This is a genomic window from Pseudomonas protegens, from assembly GCF_003732485.1.
Lineage (GTDB): Bacteria > Pseudomonadota > Gammaproteobacteria > Pseudomonadales > Pseudomonadaceae > Aquipseudomonas > Aquipseudomonas protegens_B.
Window position 1 is genome coordinate 112,065 of the sequence record NZ_MOAK01000056.1, and the last position, 16,685, is coordinate 128,749.

Annotated in this window: 16 protein-coding genes; 5 read left to right on the plus strand and 11 right to left on the minus strand. The window is 64.4% G+C overall.

Features of this window, described 5'->3' with window-relative positions:
- The 4 genes from BLX41_RS35465 to BLX41_RS15840 all read right to left on the minus strand — a co-directional run.
- The coding region (locus BLX41_RS35465; protein ID WP_259744942.1) for an FAD-dependent oxidoreductase at nucleotides 1-427 on the minus strand (427 nt) is incomplete at its 3' end.
- A 17-nt stretch (nucleotides 428-444) separates the two neighbouring features.
- Nucleotides 445-1,746 (minus strand): dihydrolipoamide acetyltransferase family protein, encoded by a 1,302-nt coding sequence (locus BLX41_RS15830; RefSeq protein WP_123725671.1) that lies wholly within the window; start codon nucleotides 1,744-1,746, stop codon nucleotides 445-447.
- The gene (locus BLX41_RS15835) at nucleotides 1,747-2,805 is read right to left on the minus strand and encodes an alpha-ketoacid dehydrogenase subunit beta (RefSeq protein WP_123725672.1); all 1,059 of its coding nucleotides are present in this window, start codon (nucleotides 2,803-2,805) and stop codon (nucleotides 1,747-1,749) included. It abuts the gene before it with no gap.
- A gap of 1 nt (nucleotide 2,806) precedes the next feature.
- Entirely contained in the window at nucleotides 2,807-4,042 is a 1,236-nt protein-coding gene (locus BLX41_RS15840) for a 3-methyl-2-oxobutanoate dehydrogenase (2-methylpropanoyl-transferring) subunit alpha (protein WP_123725673.1), read from the minus strand.
- A 196-nt stretch (nucleotides 4,043-4,238) separates the two neighbouring features.
- Here BLX41_RS15840 and bkdR point away from each other — a divergent pair, with 196 nt between their 5' ends.
- On the plus strand, nucleotides 4,239-4,727 hold the full coding sequence (bkdR, locus tag BLX41_RS15845; RefSeq protein WP_011060831.1) for a Bkd operon transcriptional regulator BkdR: 489 nt from the start codon (nucleotides 4,239-4,241) through the stop codon (nucleotides 4,725-4,727).
- 3 nt (nucleotides 4,728-4,730) lie between these two features.
- On the opposite strand, the gene BLX41_RS15850 is transcribed toward bkdR, so the two are convergent.
- A complete protein-coding gene (locus BLX41_RS15850; protein WP_123725674.1) occupies nucleotides 4,731-5,927 on the minus strand; it encodes an HD-GYP domain-containing protein in 1,197 nt (398 codons plus the stop codon).
- 134 nt (nucleotides 5,928-6,061) lie between these two features.
- Nucleotides 6,062-7,684: a methyl-accepting chemotaxis protein gene (locus tag BLX41_RS15855; protein ID WP_123725675.1), complete on the minus strand. Its 1,623-nt coding sequence runs from the start codon at nucleotides 7,682-7,684 to the stop codon at nucleotides 6,062-6,064.
- A 245-nt stretch (nucleotides 7,685-7,929) separates the two neighbouring features.
- Here BLX41_RS15855 and BLX41_RS15860 point away from each other — a divergent pair, with 245 nt between their 5' ends.
- Nucleotides 7,930-9,414 (plus strand): DASS family sodium-coupled anion symporter, encoded by a 1,485-nt coding sequence (locus BLX41_RS15860; protein ID WP_123725676.1) that lies wholly within the window; start codon nucleotides 7,930-7,932, stop codon nucleotides 9,412-9,414.
- A gap of 15 nt (nucleotides 9,415-9,429) precedes the next feature.
- Here the strand turns inward: BLX41_RS15860 and dapF are convergent, their stop codons facing one another.
- Nucleotides 9,430-10,224, minus strand: coding sequence for a diaminopimelate epimerase (gene dapF / locus BLX41_RS15865; RefSeq protein ID WP_123725677.1), 795 nt, complete (start codon nucleotides 10,222-10,224; stop codon nucleotides 9,430-9,432).
- Nucleotides 10,225-10,438: 214 nt separating this feature from the next.
- Here dapF and BLX41_RS15870 point away from each other — a divergent pair, with 214 nt between their 5' ends.
- Nucleotides 10,439-12,094 (plus strand): MFS transporter, encoded by a 1,656-nt coding sequence (locus BLX41_RS15870; RefSeq protein ID WP_123725678.1) that lies wholly within the window; start codon nucleotides 10,439-10,441, stop codon nucleotides 12,092-12,094.
- Nucleotides 12,091-13,215 (plus strand): HlyD family secretion protein, encoded by a 1,125-nt coding sequence (locus tag BLX41_RS15875; RefSeq protein WP_123725679.1) that lies wholly within the window; start codon nucleotides 12,091-12,093, stop codon nucleotides 13,213-13,215. The genes BLX41_RS15870 and BLX41_RS15875 overlap by 4 nt, the downstream gene beginning before the upstream one ends.
- Before the next feature lie 110 nt (nucleotides 13,216-13,325).
- On the opposite strand, the gene copD is transcribed toward BLX41_RS15875, so the two are convergent.
- From copD to BLX41_RS15890, 3 genes are read right to left on the minus strand one after another with little or no spacing between them, the layout of a single operon-like run.
- Nucleotides 13,326-14,201: a copper homeostasis membrane protein CopD gene (gene copD, locus BLX41_RS15880; protein WP_123725680.1), complete on the minus strand. Its 876-nt coding sequence runs from the start codon at nucleotides 14,199-14,201 to the stop codon at nucleotides 13,326-13,328.
- Nucleotides 14,202-14,204: 3 nt separating this feature from the next.
- Nucleotides 14,205-14,573: a copper homeostasis periplasmic binding protein CopC gene (gene copC / locus BLX41_RS15885; protein ID WP_123725681.1), complete on the minus strand. Its 369-nt coding sequence runs from the start codon at nucleotides 14,571-14,573 to the stop codon at nucleotides 14,205-14,207.
- Between the two features lie 29 nt (nucleotides 14,574-14,602).
- Nucleotides 14,603-15,037 carry a GNAT family N-acetyltransferase gene (locus BLX41_RS15890; RefSeq protein WP_123725682.1) on the minus strand — a complete coding sequence of 145 codons (435 nt, stop codon included), beginning with the start codon at nucleotides 15,035-15,037 and terminating at the stop codon, nucleotides 14,603-14,605.
- A gap of 228 nt (nucleotides 15,038-15,265) precedes the next feature.
- On the opposite strand from BLX41_RS15890, the gene BLX41_RS15895 reads away from it, so the two are divergent.
- Complete coding sequence (locus BLX41_RS15895) at nucleotides 15,266-15,886, plus strand: TetR/AcrR family transcriptional regulator (protein ID WP_123725683.1); 621 nt, start codon at nucleotides 15,266-15,268, stop codon at nucleotides 15,884-15,886.
- Nucleotides 15,887-16,155: 269 nt separating this feature from the next.
- Here the strand turns inward: BLX41_RS15895 and BLX41_RS35470 are convergent.
- Nucleotides 16,156-16,685 (minus strand): 4Fe-4S dicluster-binding protein (locus BLX41_RS35470; RefSeq protein WP_259744943.1); only part of this gene is annotated, 530 nt, incomplete at its 5' end.

Here is a 16,685-nt window from a genome sequence, read left to right on the forward strand (position 1 = left end):
GCAGCAGGTGCTCGCACTGGATGCGGGTATCGGTGCCTTCGATCTCCACGGTCTTGCCGTCGATGACCTTGGCCCAGCCCTGAATCACCTGGACCTTGTTTTTCTTCAACAGCGCGGCGACCCCGGTGGTCAGGCGGTCGACGATGCCGTCTTTCCATTCCACGCTCTTGCCGATATTCAGGGTCGGCGCCGCCACTTCGATGCCCAGAGCCGAGCCCTGGCTGTGGTGGCGGGTCTGGTGGAATTGCTCGGCGACGTGGATCAGCGCCTTGGACGGGATGCAGCCGATGTTCAGGCAGGTGCCGCCCAGGGACTGGCCTTCCACCAGAATGGTGGAGATGCCCAGCTGGCCGGCACGGATCGCCGCCACGTAACCGCCAGGGCCGCCGCCGATGATCAGCAGTTGAGTATTGAGAGTCTGTTGCATGCCTGCTCCTCTGATGATCAGTCCACAAACAGCGTGGCGGGTTGTTCGAGCAGGCCGCGAATGGCCTGGATGAATTGCGCAGCGTCCATGCCGTCGACCACCCGGTGATCGAAGGAGCTGGAAAGGTTCATCATCTTGCGGATCACGATCTGGCCCTTGATCACCATTGGCCGTTCAACGATGCGGTTGACCCCGACAATCGCCACTTCCGGCAGGTTCAGCACCGGCGTGCTGACAATCCCGCCCAGAGCGCCGAGGCTGGTGAGGGTGATGGTGGAACCGGACAGTTCATCCCGGGCCGCCTTGCCGCTGCGGGCGGCCTTGGCCAGGCGCGAAATTTCCTCGGCATTGCCCCACAGGCTGCGGGCTTCGGCGTGACGCACCACCGGCACCATCAGGCCGACGTCGCTCTGGGTGGCGACCCCGACGTGCACCGCGCCGAGGCGGGTGATGACCTGGGCCTCGTCGTCGTAGCGCGCGTTGATCTGCGGGAAGTCGCGCAGGGCGACGACCATGGCCCGCACCAGGAACGGCAGCAGGGTCAGCTTGCCGCGAGTGGCGCCGTGCTTTTCATTGAGGTGGATGCGCAGCTCTTCCAGGGCGGTGACGTCCACTTCCTCGACATAGCTGAAGTGCGCGGCGCGATGCTTGGATTCCTGCATGCGCTGGGCGATCTTGCGGCGCATGCCAATGACCTGGATCTGCTCTTCGTCGTGGCGCTCGGCATAGCCGGCGCCCGGCGCCGAGTAGCCCTTGAGCGGCTGGCTGTCCTGGGCCAGGTAGGCGTCCAGGTCTTCGTGCAGGATGCGCCCGGCGGGGCCACTGCCTTGCACCAGACGCAGCTGGATGCCCAAGTCCAGGGCGTGCTTGCGCACCGCCGGCGAGGCCAGCGGACGCTCGTCGGCTTCCCGGGCCACTGGCGCCTGGGGCGCAGCGCGGCAGGCGGCCTGGCTGGCGATGGCTTTTTCCACCTTCGGCGCTTCGACCACTGGCGCGGCAGCCGCCGGCTTATTGATAGCTGCCGGCTCTTTTGCCGCCGGTGCGGCTGCCTGGGCGGACTCCTTGAGGTTGCCCGCGCCTTCGACTTCGATGCTGATGAGGATGCTGCCCACCGCCATCACTTCACCGGGCTCACCGCCCAGGGAAATGACCGTGCCGTGCACCGGGGAGGGGATGTCCACCATCGCCTTGTCGGTCATCACGTCCGCCAGGACCTGGTCTTCCACCACCTGATCGCCGACTTTTACGTGCCACTGTGCCAGCTCAACTTCCGCGATGCCTTCGCCGATGTCCGGCATCTTGATAACGTGCGTGCCCATTCAGACCTCCATGACCCGTTGCAGCGCCGCGCCCACTCGGGACGGCCCTGGGAAATATGCCCACTCCTGCGCGTGGGGATACGGCGTATCCCAACCGGTGACGCGCTCGATCGGGGCTTCCAGGTGGTGGAAGCAGTGTTCCTGCACCAGCGACACCAGTTCGGCGCCGAAACCGCAGGTACGGGTGGCTTCATGCACCACCACGCAACGGCCGGTCTTTTTCACCGACTTGACGATGGTGTCCAGGTCCAGGGGCCACAGGCTGCGCAGGTCGATGACCTCGGCGTCGATGCCGGTTTCCTCGGCCGCCACTTGCGACACATAGACGGTGGTGCCGTAGGTGAGGACGGTGACGTCCTTGCCCGGGCGAGTGATGGCGGCCACATCCAGCGGCACCTTGTAGTAGCCGTCCGGCACCTGGGCCGCCGGGTGTTTCGACCAGGGGGTTACCGGGCGATCGTGGTGGCCGTCGAACGGGCCGTTATACAGGCGCTTGGGTTCAAGGAAGATCACCGGGTCATCGTTCTCGATGGAGGCGATCAACAGGCCCTTGGCGTCGTAGGGGTTGGACGGCATCACGGTGCGCAGGCCGCAGACCTGGGTGAACATCGCCTCGATGCTCTGGCTGTGGGTCTGGCCGCCGTAGATACCGCCGCCGCAAGGCATGCGCAGGGTCATGGGCGCGGTGAACTGGCCGGCGGAGCGATAGCGCAGGCGCGCGGCTTCGGAAATGATCTGGTCCGAGGCCGGGTAGACGTAGTCGGCGAACTGGATTTCCGCCACCGGACGCAGGCCGTAGGCGCCCATGCCAATGGCCGCGCCGACGATGCCGCTTTCCGAGATCGGCGCGTCGAACACCCGCGAGGTGCCGTACTTGGCCTGCAGGCCTTCGGTGCAGCGGAACACGCCGCCGAAGTAGCCCACGTCCTGGCCGAACACCACGACGTTGTCGTCACGCTCGAGCATCACATCCATGGCCGAGCGCAGGGCCTGGATCATGGTCATGGTGGTGGTGGTCATGGCGGTTTCCAGCTGGATATTGTTGTTGTGATCGTTCATCTCAGATCCCCAGTTCCTGGCGTTGGCGTTTCAGGTGCTCGGGCATGTCCTTGTAGACATCCTCGAACATGGTCGCGGCGCTGGGGATCTGGCCGCCGGCGAGAGTGCCGAACTGCTCGGCTTCCTTCTGTGCGGCGATGACCTGGGCTTCGAGCTCGGCACTGACTGCGGCGTGTTCCTCTTCGGACCACTGGCCGATCTTGATCATGTGCTGCTTGAGACGGGCAATCGGATCGCCCAGGGGGAAGTGGCTCCAGTCGTCGGCCGGGCGGTATTTCGACGGGTCGTCGGAAGTGGAGTGCGGGCCGGCGCGGTAGGTGACCCACTCGATCAGGGTCGGGCCGAGGTTGCGGCGGGCGCGTTCGGCAGCCCAGCGCGAGGCGGCGTAGACCGCGATGAAATCGTTGCCGTCGACCCGCAGGGAAGCGATGCCGCAGCCCACGCCGCGTCCGGCGAAGGTGGTGGCTTCACCCCCGGCGATGGCCTGGAAGGTGGAGATCGCCCACTGGTTGTTGACCACGTTGAGGATCACCGGCGCCCGGTACACGTGGGCGAAGGTCAGGGCGGTGTGGAAGTCCGACTCGGCGGTGGCGCCGTCGCCGATCCAGGCCGAGGCGATCTTGGTATCGCCCTTGATGGCCGAGGCCATGCCCCAGCCCACACCCTGGACGAACTGGGTCGCCAGGTTGCCGGAGATGGTGAAGAACCCGGATTCCTTCACCGAGTACATGATCGGCAACTGGCGTCCCTTGAGCGGATCGCGCTCGTTGGACAGCAGTTGGCAGATCATCTCCACCAGCGGCACTTCCCGGGCCATCAGGATGCTTTGCTGGCGGTAGGTGGGGAAGCACATGTCGTCGATGTTCAGGGCCAGGGCCTGGGCGCTGCCGATGGCTTCTTCCCCCAGGCTCTGCATGTAGAAGGACATCTTCTTCTGGCGCTGGGCGACCACCATGCGGTTGTCGAAGATCCGCGTCTTGAGCATGGCGCGCATGCCCAGGCGGAGGATCTCCAGGGGCACGTCGTCGGCCCATTCGCCCAGGGCGTTGCCCTGATCGTCGAGCACACGGATCAGGCCGCGGGCCAGGTCGGCGCAGTCGGCAGGTTCGATATCGATAGGGGGTTTGCGGGCCAGGCCGGCGTCGTTCAGACGCAGGTAGGTGAAGTCGGTCTTGCAGCCGGGACGGCCCGAGGGTTCGGGAACGTGCAGGCGTAGCGGTGCATACGCTGTGGTCATGGCTTTCTACGCTCGATCTTGTGGATTTCTTGTAATTGGGCGCGCTAGCTGACAGTCATTCCCTGGGTAAGAGAAATCTTGTCCTACAAACATCATAGGCCGGGCGTAGGAGAATATTTATCTCTGTTTCATTGCACTGGAGGTTATTTGCAGATAAAAAATCTGCATAAACATAAAAAACAGGTTGTTTTGTCTCATGCGCAAACTGGACCGTACCGACATCGGCATTCTCAACAGTCTTCAGGAGAATGCCCGCATCACCAACGCCGACCTCGCCCGTTCGGTGAACCTTTCGCCCACTCCCTGCTTCAACCGGGTCAAGGCCATGGAGGAGCTGGGGCTGATCCGCGAGCAGGTGACCCTGCTGGACGCCGACCTCCTGGGGCTGCACGTCAACGTGTTCATTCACGTCAGCCTGGAGAAGCAGGTGGAAGAGGCCCTGCAGCACTTCGAGGAGGCCATCGCCGACCGCCCGGAGGTGATGGAGTGCTACCTGATGGCCGGTGATCCGGACTATCTGATCCGGGTGCTGGTGCCCAGCATCCAGTCCCTGGAACGCTTCATGATGGACTTCCTGACCAAGGTCCCCGGGGTGGCCAATATCCGTTCCAGCTTTGCCCTCAAGCAGGTGCGCTACAAGACCGCGCTGCCGTTGCCGGCCAACGGCCTGACCCTGGGCACCTGAGGCTCAGGCCGGGACTTCGCTCCACAGCTGCTGCAGTTGCTTGAAGTCCCAGGCCTCTGGCGCTTCCCGGGCGACGATGTGTTCCTCGCCCTGCAGCCGTGACAGGTCCAGGACCCGTTGCGGCAGGGGCATCTTCGAGCGGGTGGAAAAGAACACCTTGACCTTGGGCAGCAGCAGCGACTCGCTGTTCTGCTCCAGGACCACCGCCAGCTTGCCGCTGTGCAGGCGCACCAGGGAACCCACCGGGTAGATGCCGACGCACTTGACCAGGGCCTGCAACACCCGCGGGCCGAAATGCCCGGTCCAGCCGGACATGCGCTGCAAGGCCTCGGCCGGGTCCCAGCCACGGTTGTAGGGGCGGGTCGAGGTCACGGCGTCATACACGTCGCAGACCGCGCCCATCTGTGCGAACAGACTGATCTGCTCCCCCGCCAGGTGGTGCGGGTAGCCGCTGCCGTCGATCTTTTCGTGATGGTGCAGGCACACGTCCAGCACCAGCGCATCCAGCTGCGGGTTCTGGCGCAGGATCGCGCCCCCGGCGGTGGGATGCTGCTTGATCCGTTCGAATTCCTCGGCGGAGAGTTTGTCCGGCTTGTTGAGGATGCTGTCGGGAACCGTCAGCTTGCCGATGTCGTGCAGCAGCCCGGCGACCCCGGCCTGATGCACCTGGGTCACCGGCAGCTCCAGTTGCCGGGCCACTGCCACCATCAGCGCGCACACCGCCACCGAGTGCATGTAGGTGTAATCGTCGGCAGTCTTGAGCCGGGCCAGGCTGATCAGCACATCGGGATGGCGCAGCAGGGAGGTGGAGATGTTGTGCACCAGATCGTCCACCTGCACCAGCTCGATGGCCCTGCCCATGCGCACCTCCTGGAACATGCCCATGACGGCCTGTTTCGAGTGGGCGCAGAGCTTCAGCGCGCGCTGGATTTCGTCAGCCCGTTCGACCCGTAGCGGGGCGTTACTGCGAAACAGCGGTTCGGCAACGGCCGTAGCGGGCGGTTGCTCCTCCGGCAGATCGCGGCCCTTGTCCGAGTCGATCCACAGGCTGTCGATATTGGATTGGCGCAAGCGTTGCAGGTCGCTTGTGCTCTTGAGCACAAAGCCTGCCTTCCAGAAGGAGTGGTCCAGCCAGGAACCACAGAATTGATGGATGTACATGCCCATCTGCAGTTGATGGATCGAGATCAGTTTGAGCATCAACAGCACTCCCTTTCAGGGCGGTGGGCCATCGCCGACCAGTCGGCTCCTACAGACTGGTGTAGGAGCCGGCTTGCCGGCGAACAGCGCCACTGCTTTTCTTTACCTGACGTCTTGCCGGGCCTCGGCCCGTCTCACAGGGAGAAGCGTGCCACCAGCTTGTTCAGACTCACCGCCAGGGACGACAGTTCACTGCTGGCAATGGAAGTCTGGCTGGCGGCGGACGAGCTTTGCAGCGACAGGTCGCGGATGCTCATCAGGTTCTGGTCCACCGAGCGCGCCACCTGGGCCTGTTCCTCCGAGGCGGTGGCGATCATCAGGTTGCGTTCGTTGATCTCGCTGATGGCCTGGGCGATATGGCCGATGGCGGCGCCGGCCTCGTGGGCGATGGCCAGGGTCTGGCTGGCATCCTCGCTGCTTTGCTGCATCGACAGCATGGCCTTGCTCGAGCCGTTCTGGATGCCCTGGATCATCTGCTCGATCTCCTGGGTCGAGAGCTGGGTGCGGTGGGCCAGGGCCCGCACTTCATCGGCGACCACGGCAAAGCCGCGGCCTTGCTCGCCGGCCCGGGCAGCCTCGATGGCGGCGTTCAGCGCCAGCAGGTTGGTCTGCTCGGCAATGGCGCGGATCACGTCCAGGACCTTGGTGATGTCCTGGGCCTGTTGGGCCAGGCCGGCCATTTCCACCCGGGTGTTCTCCACGGTCCCGGTGAGTTTCTCGATGGAATGGATGGTCTGCTCGACCCGCTCCTTGCCCAGCCCGGCGGAACGCTCCGAGGCCTGGGTCGACTGCGAGGCGGACACGGCGTTGCGCGCCACTTCCTCGACGGCGGCGGTCATTTCGTTGACCGCGGTGGCGGCCTGGTCGGTCTCCATGCTCTGTTGCTGGATGCCGGCGTTGGACTCGCGGGTGATGGCGCTCATTTCCTCGGCGGCGGAGGCCAGTTGGGTGGAGGAATCGGCAATGTGGCGGATGGTCGACTTCAGGCTGTCGAGCATGGACTGGGTGGATTTCTGCAGGTCGGTGAGTTCGTCCTGGCCGCTGACTTCCACCTGGGCCCGCAGGTCGCCCTCGGCGATTTTTTGCGTGGTGGCCAGCAGCGAGAGCACCGGGCGGATGATGCTGCGGGTGAACAGGGTGGCGATGAACATGGTCAGGACAATCGCCAGGACGATGATCACCGAGGTCAGGGTCAGGCCGCTGTCGAACTGATTGTCGGCCAGGGTCGCCGAGTGCGCGGCACCGCTCTCGTTGATCTTGATCAGGGCCTCGATGGCGCCTTGCAGGGTATTGGCCAGGGGCACCGTGACCTGATTGATGTAGTCGCTGCTTTGCTGCGCGGTGTTGGTCTTGCTGGCATCGATCAGCACCGCCAGCTTGTCCAGGTAGTCCTGGGCGCCGCGCTTGACCTGATCAAAGGCGGTTTTTTCCTCGGCGCTGGACACCAGCGGCTCGTAGTCCTTGATGGCCTGGGCCAGGGTGGTCTTCAGGCTGCCCAGCTTGTCCAGGGATGGGCCTTTCTGGGCCTCGCTTTCAGTGGCGTAGTGCAGGGCCTCCAGGCGCACCCGCAAGGTGGAAGATTCGATTTTCGTGGCTTGCCTGACGCTGGGCAGCCAATTGGTTTGCAGATCCAGTGCGGCGTCGTGAATCTGTCCCATTTTCCACAGCGCCAGTCCCCCCAGACTGATCAGTAGCACACAGATAGCGCCAAAACTCAGGAGCGCCCTGGACGTCAGTTTCAAGTTTCTTGTCACCATAAAGGCACCTTGCAGGTTGGAGTGATACCGCCAATTTCTTTTCGACTCCTTGTCGCCTTGATAGCACTGTGACTCCAACGAGATGAAAAATCTGTAGGGATGTAAAAAAATATTTCTCCGCCTGTGCGTGGCCTCGACCTCGAGGCAGAGCAAAGGCTGGCAATCCGCAGCTTGACCTTTATCAACGCGCTTTTGGCGGTTTTGTAGCAAGCTTGGCGCCTCTCCAATTGAAAAGGAAAAGGCCCATGACTACGCCTCTGACAACGGCGCCCGCGGCCAAGGCTGTACTACCGATTGGATTGCTGATCGCCGTACTGGCCATGGTCGGGGTGCTGCTTTTGCCACTGCCCGCCGACCTGCCGGTGGCCGGCCACCGGATGCTGGCGATCCTGGCGTTTGCCGTGGTGGTGTGGATCAGCGAAGCGGTGTCCTACGAGGCCAGCGCGATCATGATCACGGCGCTGATGGCGTTCCTGATTGGCACCGCGCCGACCCTGCAGGACCCGACCCAGGTCTATGGCAGCTCGGCGGCCATCAGCCTGGCCCTGACCGGGTTCTCCAACTCGGCCCTGGCCCTGGTGGCCGGTGCCTTGTTCATCGCCGCGGCCATGACCCACACCGGCCTCGACCGGCGCATCGCCCTGGTGACCCTGACCCGGGTCGGCACCAGCACCCGGCGCATCCTCATCGGCGCTATTGCCGTGACCATCCTCCTCAGCCTGCTGGTGCCCAGCGCCACCGCCCGCAGTGCCTGTGTGGTGCCGATCATGATGGGGGTGATCGCCGCGTTCGGCGTCGACAAGCGCTCCAATATCGCCGCCGGGCTGATGATCGTGGTCGCCCAGGGCACCAGCATCTGGAACGTCGGCATCCAGACCGCCGCGGCGCAGAACCTGCTGACCGTGGGCTTCATGGACAAGATGCTCGGCCAGCGCGTGGCCTGGCTCGACTGGCTGATCGCCGGCGCGCCCTGGGCGGTGATCATGTCCCTGGTGCTGCTGTGGCTGGTGCTGAAACTGCTGCCGCCGGAAACCGACAGCATCCCTGGCGGCAAGGAAGCGGTGGCCCAGTCCCTGGCGGACATCGGCCCCATGACCGGGCCGCAGAAGCGCCTGCTGGCGGTGTCGGTGCTGCTGCTCCTGGCCTGGTCCACCGAAGGCAAGCTGCACCCCTTCGACACCACGACCACCACCTACGCCGGGCTGGTGATCCTGCTGCTGCCGCGGATCGGCATCATGACCTGGAAGGACGTGCAGTCGCGCATTCCCTGGGGCACGGTGATCGTCTTCGGGGTCGGCATCAGCCTGGGTTCGGCGCTGCTCAGCACCCAGGCCGGGCAATGGCTGGGCGGGCAGGTGGTGGCCCATACCGGCCTGGACCAGGTCGGGCCGTTGGCGGTGTTCGCGATTCTCGCGGCGTTCCTGATTCTCATCCACCTGGGGTTCGCCAGTGCTACGGCCCTGACCTCGGCCTTGCTGCCGATCCTGATCGCCGTGCTGCAAACCCTGCCGGGCGAGTTCAGCCGCCTGGGCATGACCATGCTCCTGGGCTTTGTCGTCAGCTATGGCTTCATCCTGCCGATCAACGCGCCGCAGAACATGGTCTGCCTGGGTACCGAGACCTTCAATGCCCGGCAGTTCGCCAAGGTCGGGCTGCTGGTGACGCTGATCGGCTACCTGTTGATGCTGGTGTTCGCCATGACCTGGTGGAAATGGCTGGGCTGGATGTAGCGAAAACCCAACCCTTCACAGTGACCCGCTGAACACCCGGGTCACGCTGCCGGCCAGGCGCACCTTGCCCTGGCCGTCCCAGCTCACCGTCACCGGCCCGCCGTCGCACAGCACCCGCACCGGGCTGTCCAGCAAGCCACGACGGATGCCATTGACCGCCGCCCCGCAGGAACAGGAACCGGAGCCCAGGGGGATCGCGCCATTACGCTCCCAGATGCGCAGGCGGATGGTCTGGCGGTCGATCACCTGGATGAAGTGCACGTTGGTCTTGTGCGGAAACAGCGGGTCGCTCTCGATCTTTGGGCCCAGCGCGGCAATGTCCAGGTGATCCAGATCGTCGACGAAAAAGCTGCAATGGGGGTTGCCCATGCTGCACGCCGTGGGTGTTCCCGGCAGTGGCAGGTGCAGGCTGTCCAGCTCTCGGACCAGGGGAATGGCCTGCCAGTCGAACGACGGCAGGCCCATTTCCACGGACACCGACTGATCCTCAAGGCGCAGGCATTGCTGCAGGCCGCGGGCGGTTTTCACCTGCACCGAGGTGACGCCGCTTTCCTGCATCAGCAGGTCGGCGGCGCCGCGGGTGGCGCTGCCGCAGGTATCCAGGCTGGAACCATCGGCGTTGAAGAAGGTCAGTTGCGCCGCGCTCTCGTGGCAGTCGCCGAGCACCACCAACTGATTGAAACCGATGCCGCGCTGGCGATCTCCCAGGGCCCTGGCCCGTTCAGCGGTGATCGGGTTGGCGCGGCCACGGGCATCGATCAGCACGAAGTCGTCGCCATTGGCGTGCATCTTCACAAAGTTCAGCGGCATTCGGGCTCCGACAGGCGAGGGCAGGCAGGCGGTTCAACGACCACCAGCGAACGCAGGATTGCGAAAAAAAGCCACCGGCGCCAGCGCCTTAAAATAAAATTCATCCTGCAAGTCCGGGCATTGCCTGGACGGCGGGATTTTCCGGCACACTGCCGGACCACCGGGAACATCGCCAACCGCTGCAACAGCGGCCGGCACAGCACAAGGTCACGGCATGGATCATTACGCCCCGCGCAACTGGCAGCCCCACGAAAAGCCCAGCTTGCCCGGTTCCCCCTCGACACCGCTGCACCCCACTCACAAGCGCCTGGCCTATGCCCTGGTGGGCTTGCTGGTGGCCATCACCGGGGGGCTGGGCAACTCGCTGGTGATCGCCAACCTGCCGTACCTGCAAGGGGCACTGGGGGCGACCACCGCGGAAATGGCCTGGCTGCCGGCCGCCTACGTGATGACCAACGTGTCGATGAACTTGCTGCTGGTGAAGTTTCGCCAGCAGTTCGGCCTGCGGGCCTTCACCGAAGTGTTTCTGGTGCTCTATGCCCTGGTGACCTTCGGCCACCTGTTCGTCAACGACCTGAGCTCGGCCATCGCCGTGCGGGCGGCCCACGGCATGGTCGGTGCGGCGTTGAGCTCCCTGGGGCTGTACTACATGGTCCAGGCCTTCCCGGCGAAATGGCGGCTCAAGGCCCTGGTGCTGGGGCTGGGCACCTCGCAGCTGGCCTTGCCCCTGGCCCGGCTGTTTTCCGAAGACCTGCTGCAGATCGCCGAATGGCGCGGCCTGTACCTGTTCGAACTGGGCCTGGCGCTGACCTCCCTGGGCTGCGTGTTCATGCTCAAGCTGCCCCCGGGGGATCGCTTCCGGACCTTCGAGAAGCTCGACTTCCTGACCTTCGCCCTGCTGGCCACAGGCGTCGCCCTGTTGTGTGCGGTGCTGTCCCTGGGGCGCATCGACTGGTGGCTGGAGGCGCCGTGGATCGGCTACGCCAGCGCCGGCTCCATCGTGCTGATCCTGGCCGGGCTGTGCATCGAACATAACCGCCGCAACCCGATGCTGATGACCCGCTGGCTGGGCAGCGGGGCGATGATCCGCCTGGCCCTGGCGGTGATCCTGATCCGCATGGTGCTGTCCGAGCAGTCCACCGGCGCCGTGGGTTTTCTCCAGGCGCTGAACATGAGCAGCGAGCAGATGCGCCTGCTCTACGGGGTGATGCTACTGGGCAGCATCGCCGGGCTGGCCACCAGCGCCCTGACCATCAACCCGGCGCACCTGTTGATGCCGCTGATCATTTCCCTGGCGCTGATGGCCGTGGGCTCGGTGATGGACAGTTTCTCCAGCAACCTCACGCGTCCGGCCAACATGTACCTCAGCCAGTTCCTCCTGGCCTTTGGCGGCACCTTCTTCCTCGGCCCGACCATGGTCCTGGGCACCCGCAATGTGCTGACCAATCCGCGCAATCTGGTGAGTTTCTCGGTGCTGTTCGGCATCTGCCAGAACCTTGGCGGGCTGATCGGCTCGGCCTTGCTCGGGACCTTCCAGATCGTGCGCGAGAAGTACCATTCCAGCCATATCGTCGAGCAACTGACCCTGCTCGATCCCCAGGTCCTGGCCCGGGTGCAGAGTGGCGGGGCGGCCTACGGCAAGGTGATTGCCGACCCCGACCTGCGCACCCTGCAAGGCATTCGCAGCCTGGCCAGCGCGGCCACCCGCGAGGCCAACGTGCTGGCCTATAACGATGTATTCATGCTGATTGCAGTGATTGCCGTACTCACCATGATCTGGATATTCATTCGCAGCCTGTGGCTGATGAGCACCACCAAAGCCGTCGCGCCCCAGACTCCCGTTCAACAAAGTGGTGCCCCAAGTTCATGAGCGAAACCCTCAACCCCACCACCAACGCCATTGCCTCGACTCCCGAGCCCAACGGCCCGCCGAGTATTCCTGCCACCGAGCCGCGGCCGTTGGCGGTACGCATCCTCTCGTCCCTGGGCTTTGCCGCCATCGCCATTGTCGGCGTGCTGATCGTGCTCTACGCCTGGCAACTGCCGCCGTTTTCCAGCGCCATCGAAAGTACCGAGAACGCCCTGGTGCGCGGGCAGGTGACCATCATCGGCCCGCAGCTCAGTGGCTACGTGTTCGAGGTGCCGGTGCAGGACTTCCAGCAGGTCAAGGCCGGCGACCTGCTGGTGCGCCTTGACGACCGTATCTACCAACAGCGCCTGGACCAGTCCCTGGCGCAATTGGCGGTGCAGAAGGCGGCGCTGGCCAATGCCTTGCAACAGCGCAACAGCGCCGAAGCCACCATCAAGCTGCGCCAGGCGGCCCTGGCCGACAGCCAGGCCCAGGCGCGCAAGAGCGCGGCCGACTTGCAGCGCAACGAAGCACTGATTGCCGACGGCTCGGTGTCCCGGCGTGAACTGGACGTGACCCGCGCGGCCAATGCCCAGACCGTGGCCGCCGTGGCCCAGGCCCAGGCGCAACTGGAAATAGCCCGCCAGGACCTGCAGACCGTGATCGTCAACCGCGGCTCCCTGGAAGCGGCAGTGGCCAGCGCCGAAGCGGCGGTGGAACTGGCGCGGATCGACCTGTCCAACACCCGCATCCTCGCCCCGCGGGACGGCCAGTTGGGGCAGATCGGCGTGCGCCTGGGGGCCTACGTCAATTCCGGCGCCCAACTCATGGCCCTGGTGCCGAACCAGCTGTGGGTGATTGCCAACCTGAAGGAAACCCAGATGGACAATGTCCGGGTCGGGCAGCCGGTGAGCTTTAGCGTGGACGCGCTGAGCCACCGTAAATTCAGCGGCAAGGTGCAACGGATATCCCCGGCCACCGGTTCCGAGTTCGCCTTGTTGCAGGCCGACAACGCCACCGGCAACTTCGTCAAGATTGCCCAGCGCGTACCGGTGCGGATCACCGTCAACCCGGATCAGCCGGAGCTTGAACGCCTGCGCCCCGGATTGTCGGTGGTGGTCAGCATCGACACCAGCCAATAGCCGCCACACCACCGCTCTGTAGGAGCCGGCTTGCCGGCGAAGAGGCCCGTAAGATTTGCAGCGATGCTGCCGACGCTTTCGCTGGCAAGCCAGCTCCTACAGGCTGAGGTTTACGCCGCCTGCATCGGCGGCAAGGGGCCCAGCAACGAGACCGCCGCCACTGCAGCCACTCCCAGCAGCCACTCCAGCTGCACGCTGTTGCGCAGGCTGGCAAGGCGCTGGTCGCAGCCGCGAATCCGCAGGCGATTGAACAGTGCCAGCCCGAGCATGCCCGCCACCAGTAGCACCTTGATCAGCAAGATCAGGGCAAAGCCGCTGAACAATGGAGTCGGCCACCACTGCCCGGTGAGCACCCGCACATTGATCAGGCCGCTTGCCAGCAACCCCGCGACCAAGCCGTACCCCACACCGCTGAAACGCCGCAACAGCGGTTCCACAGAGGCCTGCGGTGGTTGCCGCAACACCAGCAGCAACACCAGCAAACCGCCAAGCCAGATGCCCACGCAGCTCAGGTGAACGACCTGGTTGAGGATCAGCAACTGCCCCGCCAACCCATCGAGCATGGCGCCGTGGCCCACCGGAGCCAGGGTTGCCAGGAGCAGGGCGCCCAGCCCCAGTTGCAGCGGCAGGCGCCGGCCCAGCGGGGTCAGCAGCAGCCCCAGCAACAGCAGATTGAGCAGCAGGTGCCAGGTCCAGACCTGGCCGAAGAAGGTCTTGCCCAGCACCAATTGCACAGTCGCCGGGTCCAGCGCCGCCGACCAGGAGCCGGCCATGCTGGCGGTGATCAGCAGCAGCCAGCACAGGCCGCTGCCCAGGCCGATCAGCGTCAACCAGCGGCTGAGCCGATCGAGCTGTCGATGCACGGCGCCATGGCCGTTCTGCGCGGAATTTCGGCCCAGCAACAGCGGGCGAAACACCCAGGCACCCACCAGGGTCAGGACCACCGCAAAGTGCACGAAGCGGCACAGCACCAGCCATGACGCCATGGATTACTGGCTCACCTTGAAGCTGTAGCTGCCTTCGCTCTTGTGGGTGTCCACCGACACGGCGTGCCATTCCACCTTGTACTCGCCGGCGCGCAGCGGCGTGGCGGCCGGGGTGACCACCAGGGTCTTCTTGTCCGTGCCTTCGGTGGCGACGCTTTTGACCTCCACCGGGGCGCCGTCCTTGCTCAGCGTGACCTGGGTGAAGGCCGCTTCCACGCCTTCGGTGAACACAAGGCGCAGCTCGCTGGGCGCGCTGACACTGCTTTGGGCCGCCGGGGTCGAGTTTTTCAGGTGGGCGTGGGCGAACACCGAACTGGCGGCCAGCAGGGAAGTCAGCAGGGCGGTGGTGGTGAAGAGGTTTTTCAGGGACATGGCAGGTTTACCTTTAAAGAAAATCGGGCTCATTGGTCTTGCAACTGCATGTGAATGATCGGAAACGGTCGGCCTTCGCCGTCGGTTTCCGAGCGACCGCAGTTGACGAAGCCGTAGTGACGGTAGAAACCGTGGGCCTGGGGGTTCTGTTCGTTGACGTCGACCTTGAGGCCGGGACGGCGTACGTGATCCAGAAGCTTTCGACCGATGCCCTGGCCCCGTTGGGCCGGTTCGATGAACAGCATTTGTACGGTGTCGTCGTCAGTGGCAATAAAACCGCCGGGGCTGGCGTCGGGGTTCTCCCAGACCCAGGCCTCAAGAGCCGGCAGGTAGCTGTCGCGCACCAGCGGGTAGAGGCGCTGGATATCGTCTTCAGCGATAAAGTCGTGGGTGGCGCGGACCGAGCGCTCCCAGAGCGCGGTCAGCAGGGCGTCGTCCGCAGCGACGCGAGGGCGAATCTTCATGGGTAGGTTCCATCGGTAACAGGACAGATGGCCGGCGATGGGGCAGGGCCGGCATTCGGGCAGAGACCTGTATGCCCGTGTCGCGAATTAACGCCTGGACGGAGCACCGCAGTGGCTGCTGCAAATGAGCGGGAGGCCGATCCTACCTAACAGTGCTGGCTGGCGAAAGCCCAACTTGTTGCCAGGGCGGATGCTAGTCTTGGCGCAGACTGTTTTCAGGGGGGCCTCATGGGCAATCACAAGATCGAGATTCGTCGCAGCAACGTGGAAAAGATCCTCCTGGGTGCCGAGAAAATCTTCGCTGAAAAGGGCTATGCCGGCACCGCCATGGCCGACATCGCCGAAGAAGTGCAACTGCCGCGCTCCAACCTGCATTACTACTTCAGCACCAAGAACGAGCTGTACAGCGCTGTGCTCATGGACCTGCTGGACGTGTGGAAGCAGGACGCATTGTGCTTCGAGATGTTCGACGATCCGCGCGTGGTGCTCAGCAGCTACATCCGCGCCAAGATGCAGCATTCACGCAGCCGGCCCTATGGCTCCAAGGTCTGGGCCAACGAAATCATCCATGGCGCGCCGACCCTGGGCGAGGCATTGGATGCCAGCCTGTACGACTGGGCGAAGATGAAGGAAGCGAAGATCCGCCAATGGGTTGAGGATGGACGGATCTTGCCGGTGGAACCGTCGAGCCTGCTGTACATGATCTGGGCCTCGACCCAGCATTACGCCGACTTCGATCATCAAGTGATGGTCCTCAACGACCACCAGCCCCTGTCGGACCTGCAATTCGAACGCGCGGTGCAGACCGTCACCAGCGTCATCCTGCGGGGTATCGGGCTGGAACCCTGAAGCTGCATCGCCGCTTCCCGCAGGAGCTGGCTTGCCAGCGAAGGGGGCCGCAAGACCGCCTTCGCCGGCAAGCCGGCTCCTACAGAACCTCCCGCGATATTCCTGCCAGCCGCAGGAGCTGGCTTGCCAGCGAAGGGGCCCGCAAGATCGCCTTCGCCGGCAAGCCGGCTCCTACAGATGCTCCGCGATATTCCTGCCAGCCGTAGGAGCTGGCTTGCCAGCGAAGGGGCCCGCAAGATCGCCTTCGCCGGCAAGAGCAGGCCTCTCTCTCAAACAGCTTCGCGGTAGGGGTTGCGCGGATCGTGCAGCCAGTCGAGGAACGGTTTGCCGGTTTCCTGGGGCACCATCTCGATGCAGTCCTGCACCGGGCAGGTGATCTGGCACAGGTTGCAGCCCACGCATTCGTCGTCGATCACTTCATATACATGGCTGCCGTCGGCTTGCCGGAGGCTGGCAATCGCCTGGTGCGAGGTGTCTTCGCAGGCGATATGGCAGCGGCCGCAGCCAATGCAGGCCTGCTGGTCGATCCTGGCGATCACCTGGTAGTTGATGTCCAGGTACTTCCAGTCGGTGGTGTTGCCCACCGCGCGCCCGGAGAAGTCCTGCAGGCTGTGGTAGCCCTGGCTGTCCATCCACCGCGACAGCCCATCCTTCATTTCCTCGACGATGCGAAAGCCATGCAGCATTGCCGCCGTACACACCTGCACGGCGCCACAGCCCAGGGCGACGAACTCCGCCGCATCGCGCCAGCTGCCAATGCCGCCAATGCCGCAGATCGGCAGGCCGCGGGGCCGCGGGG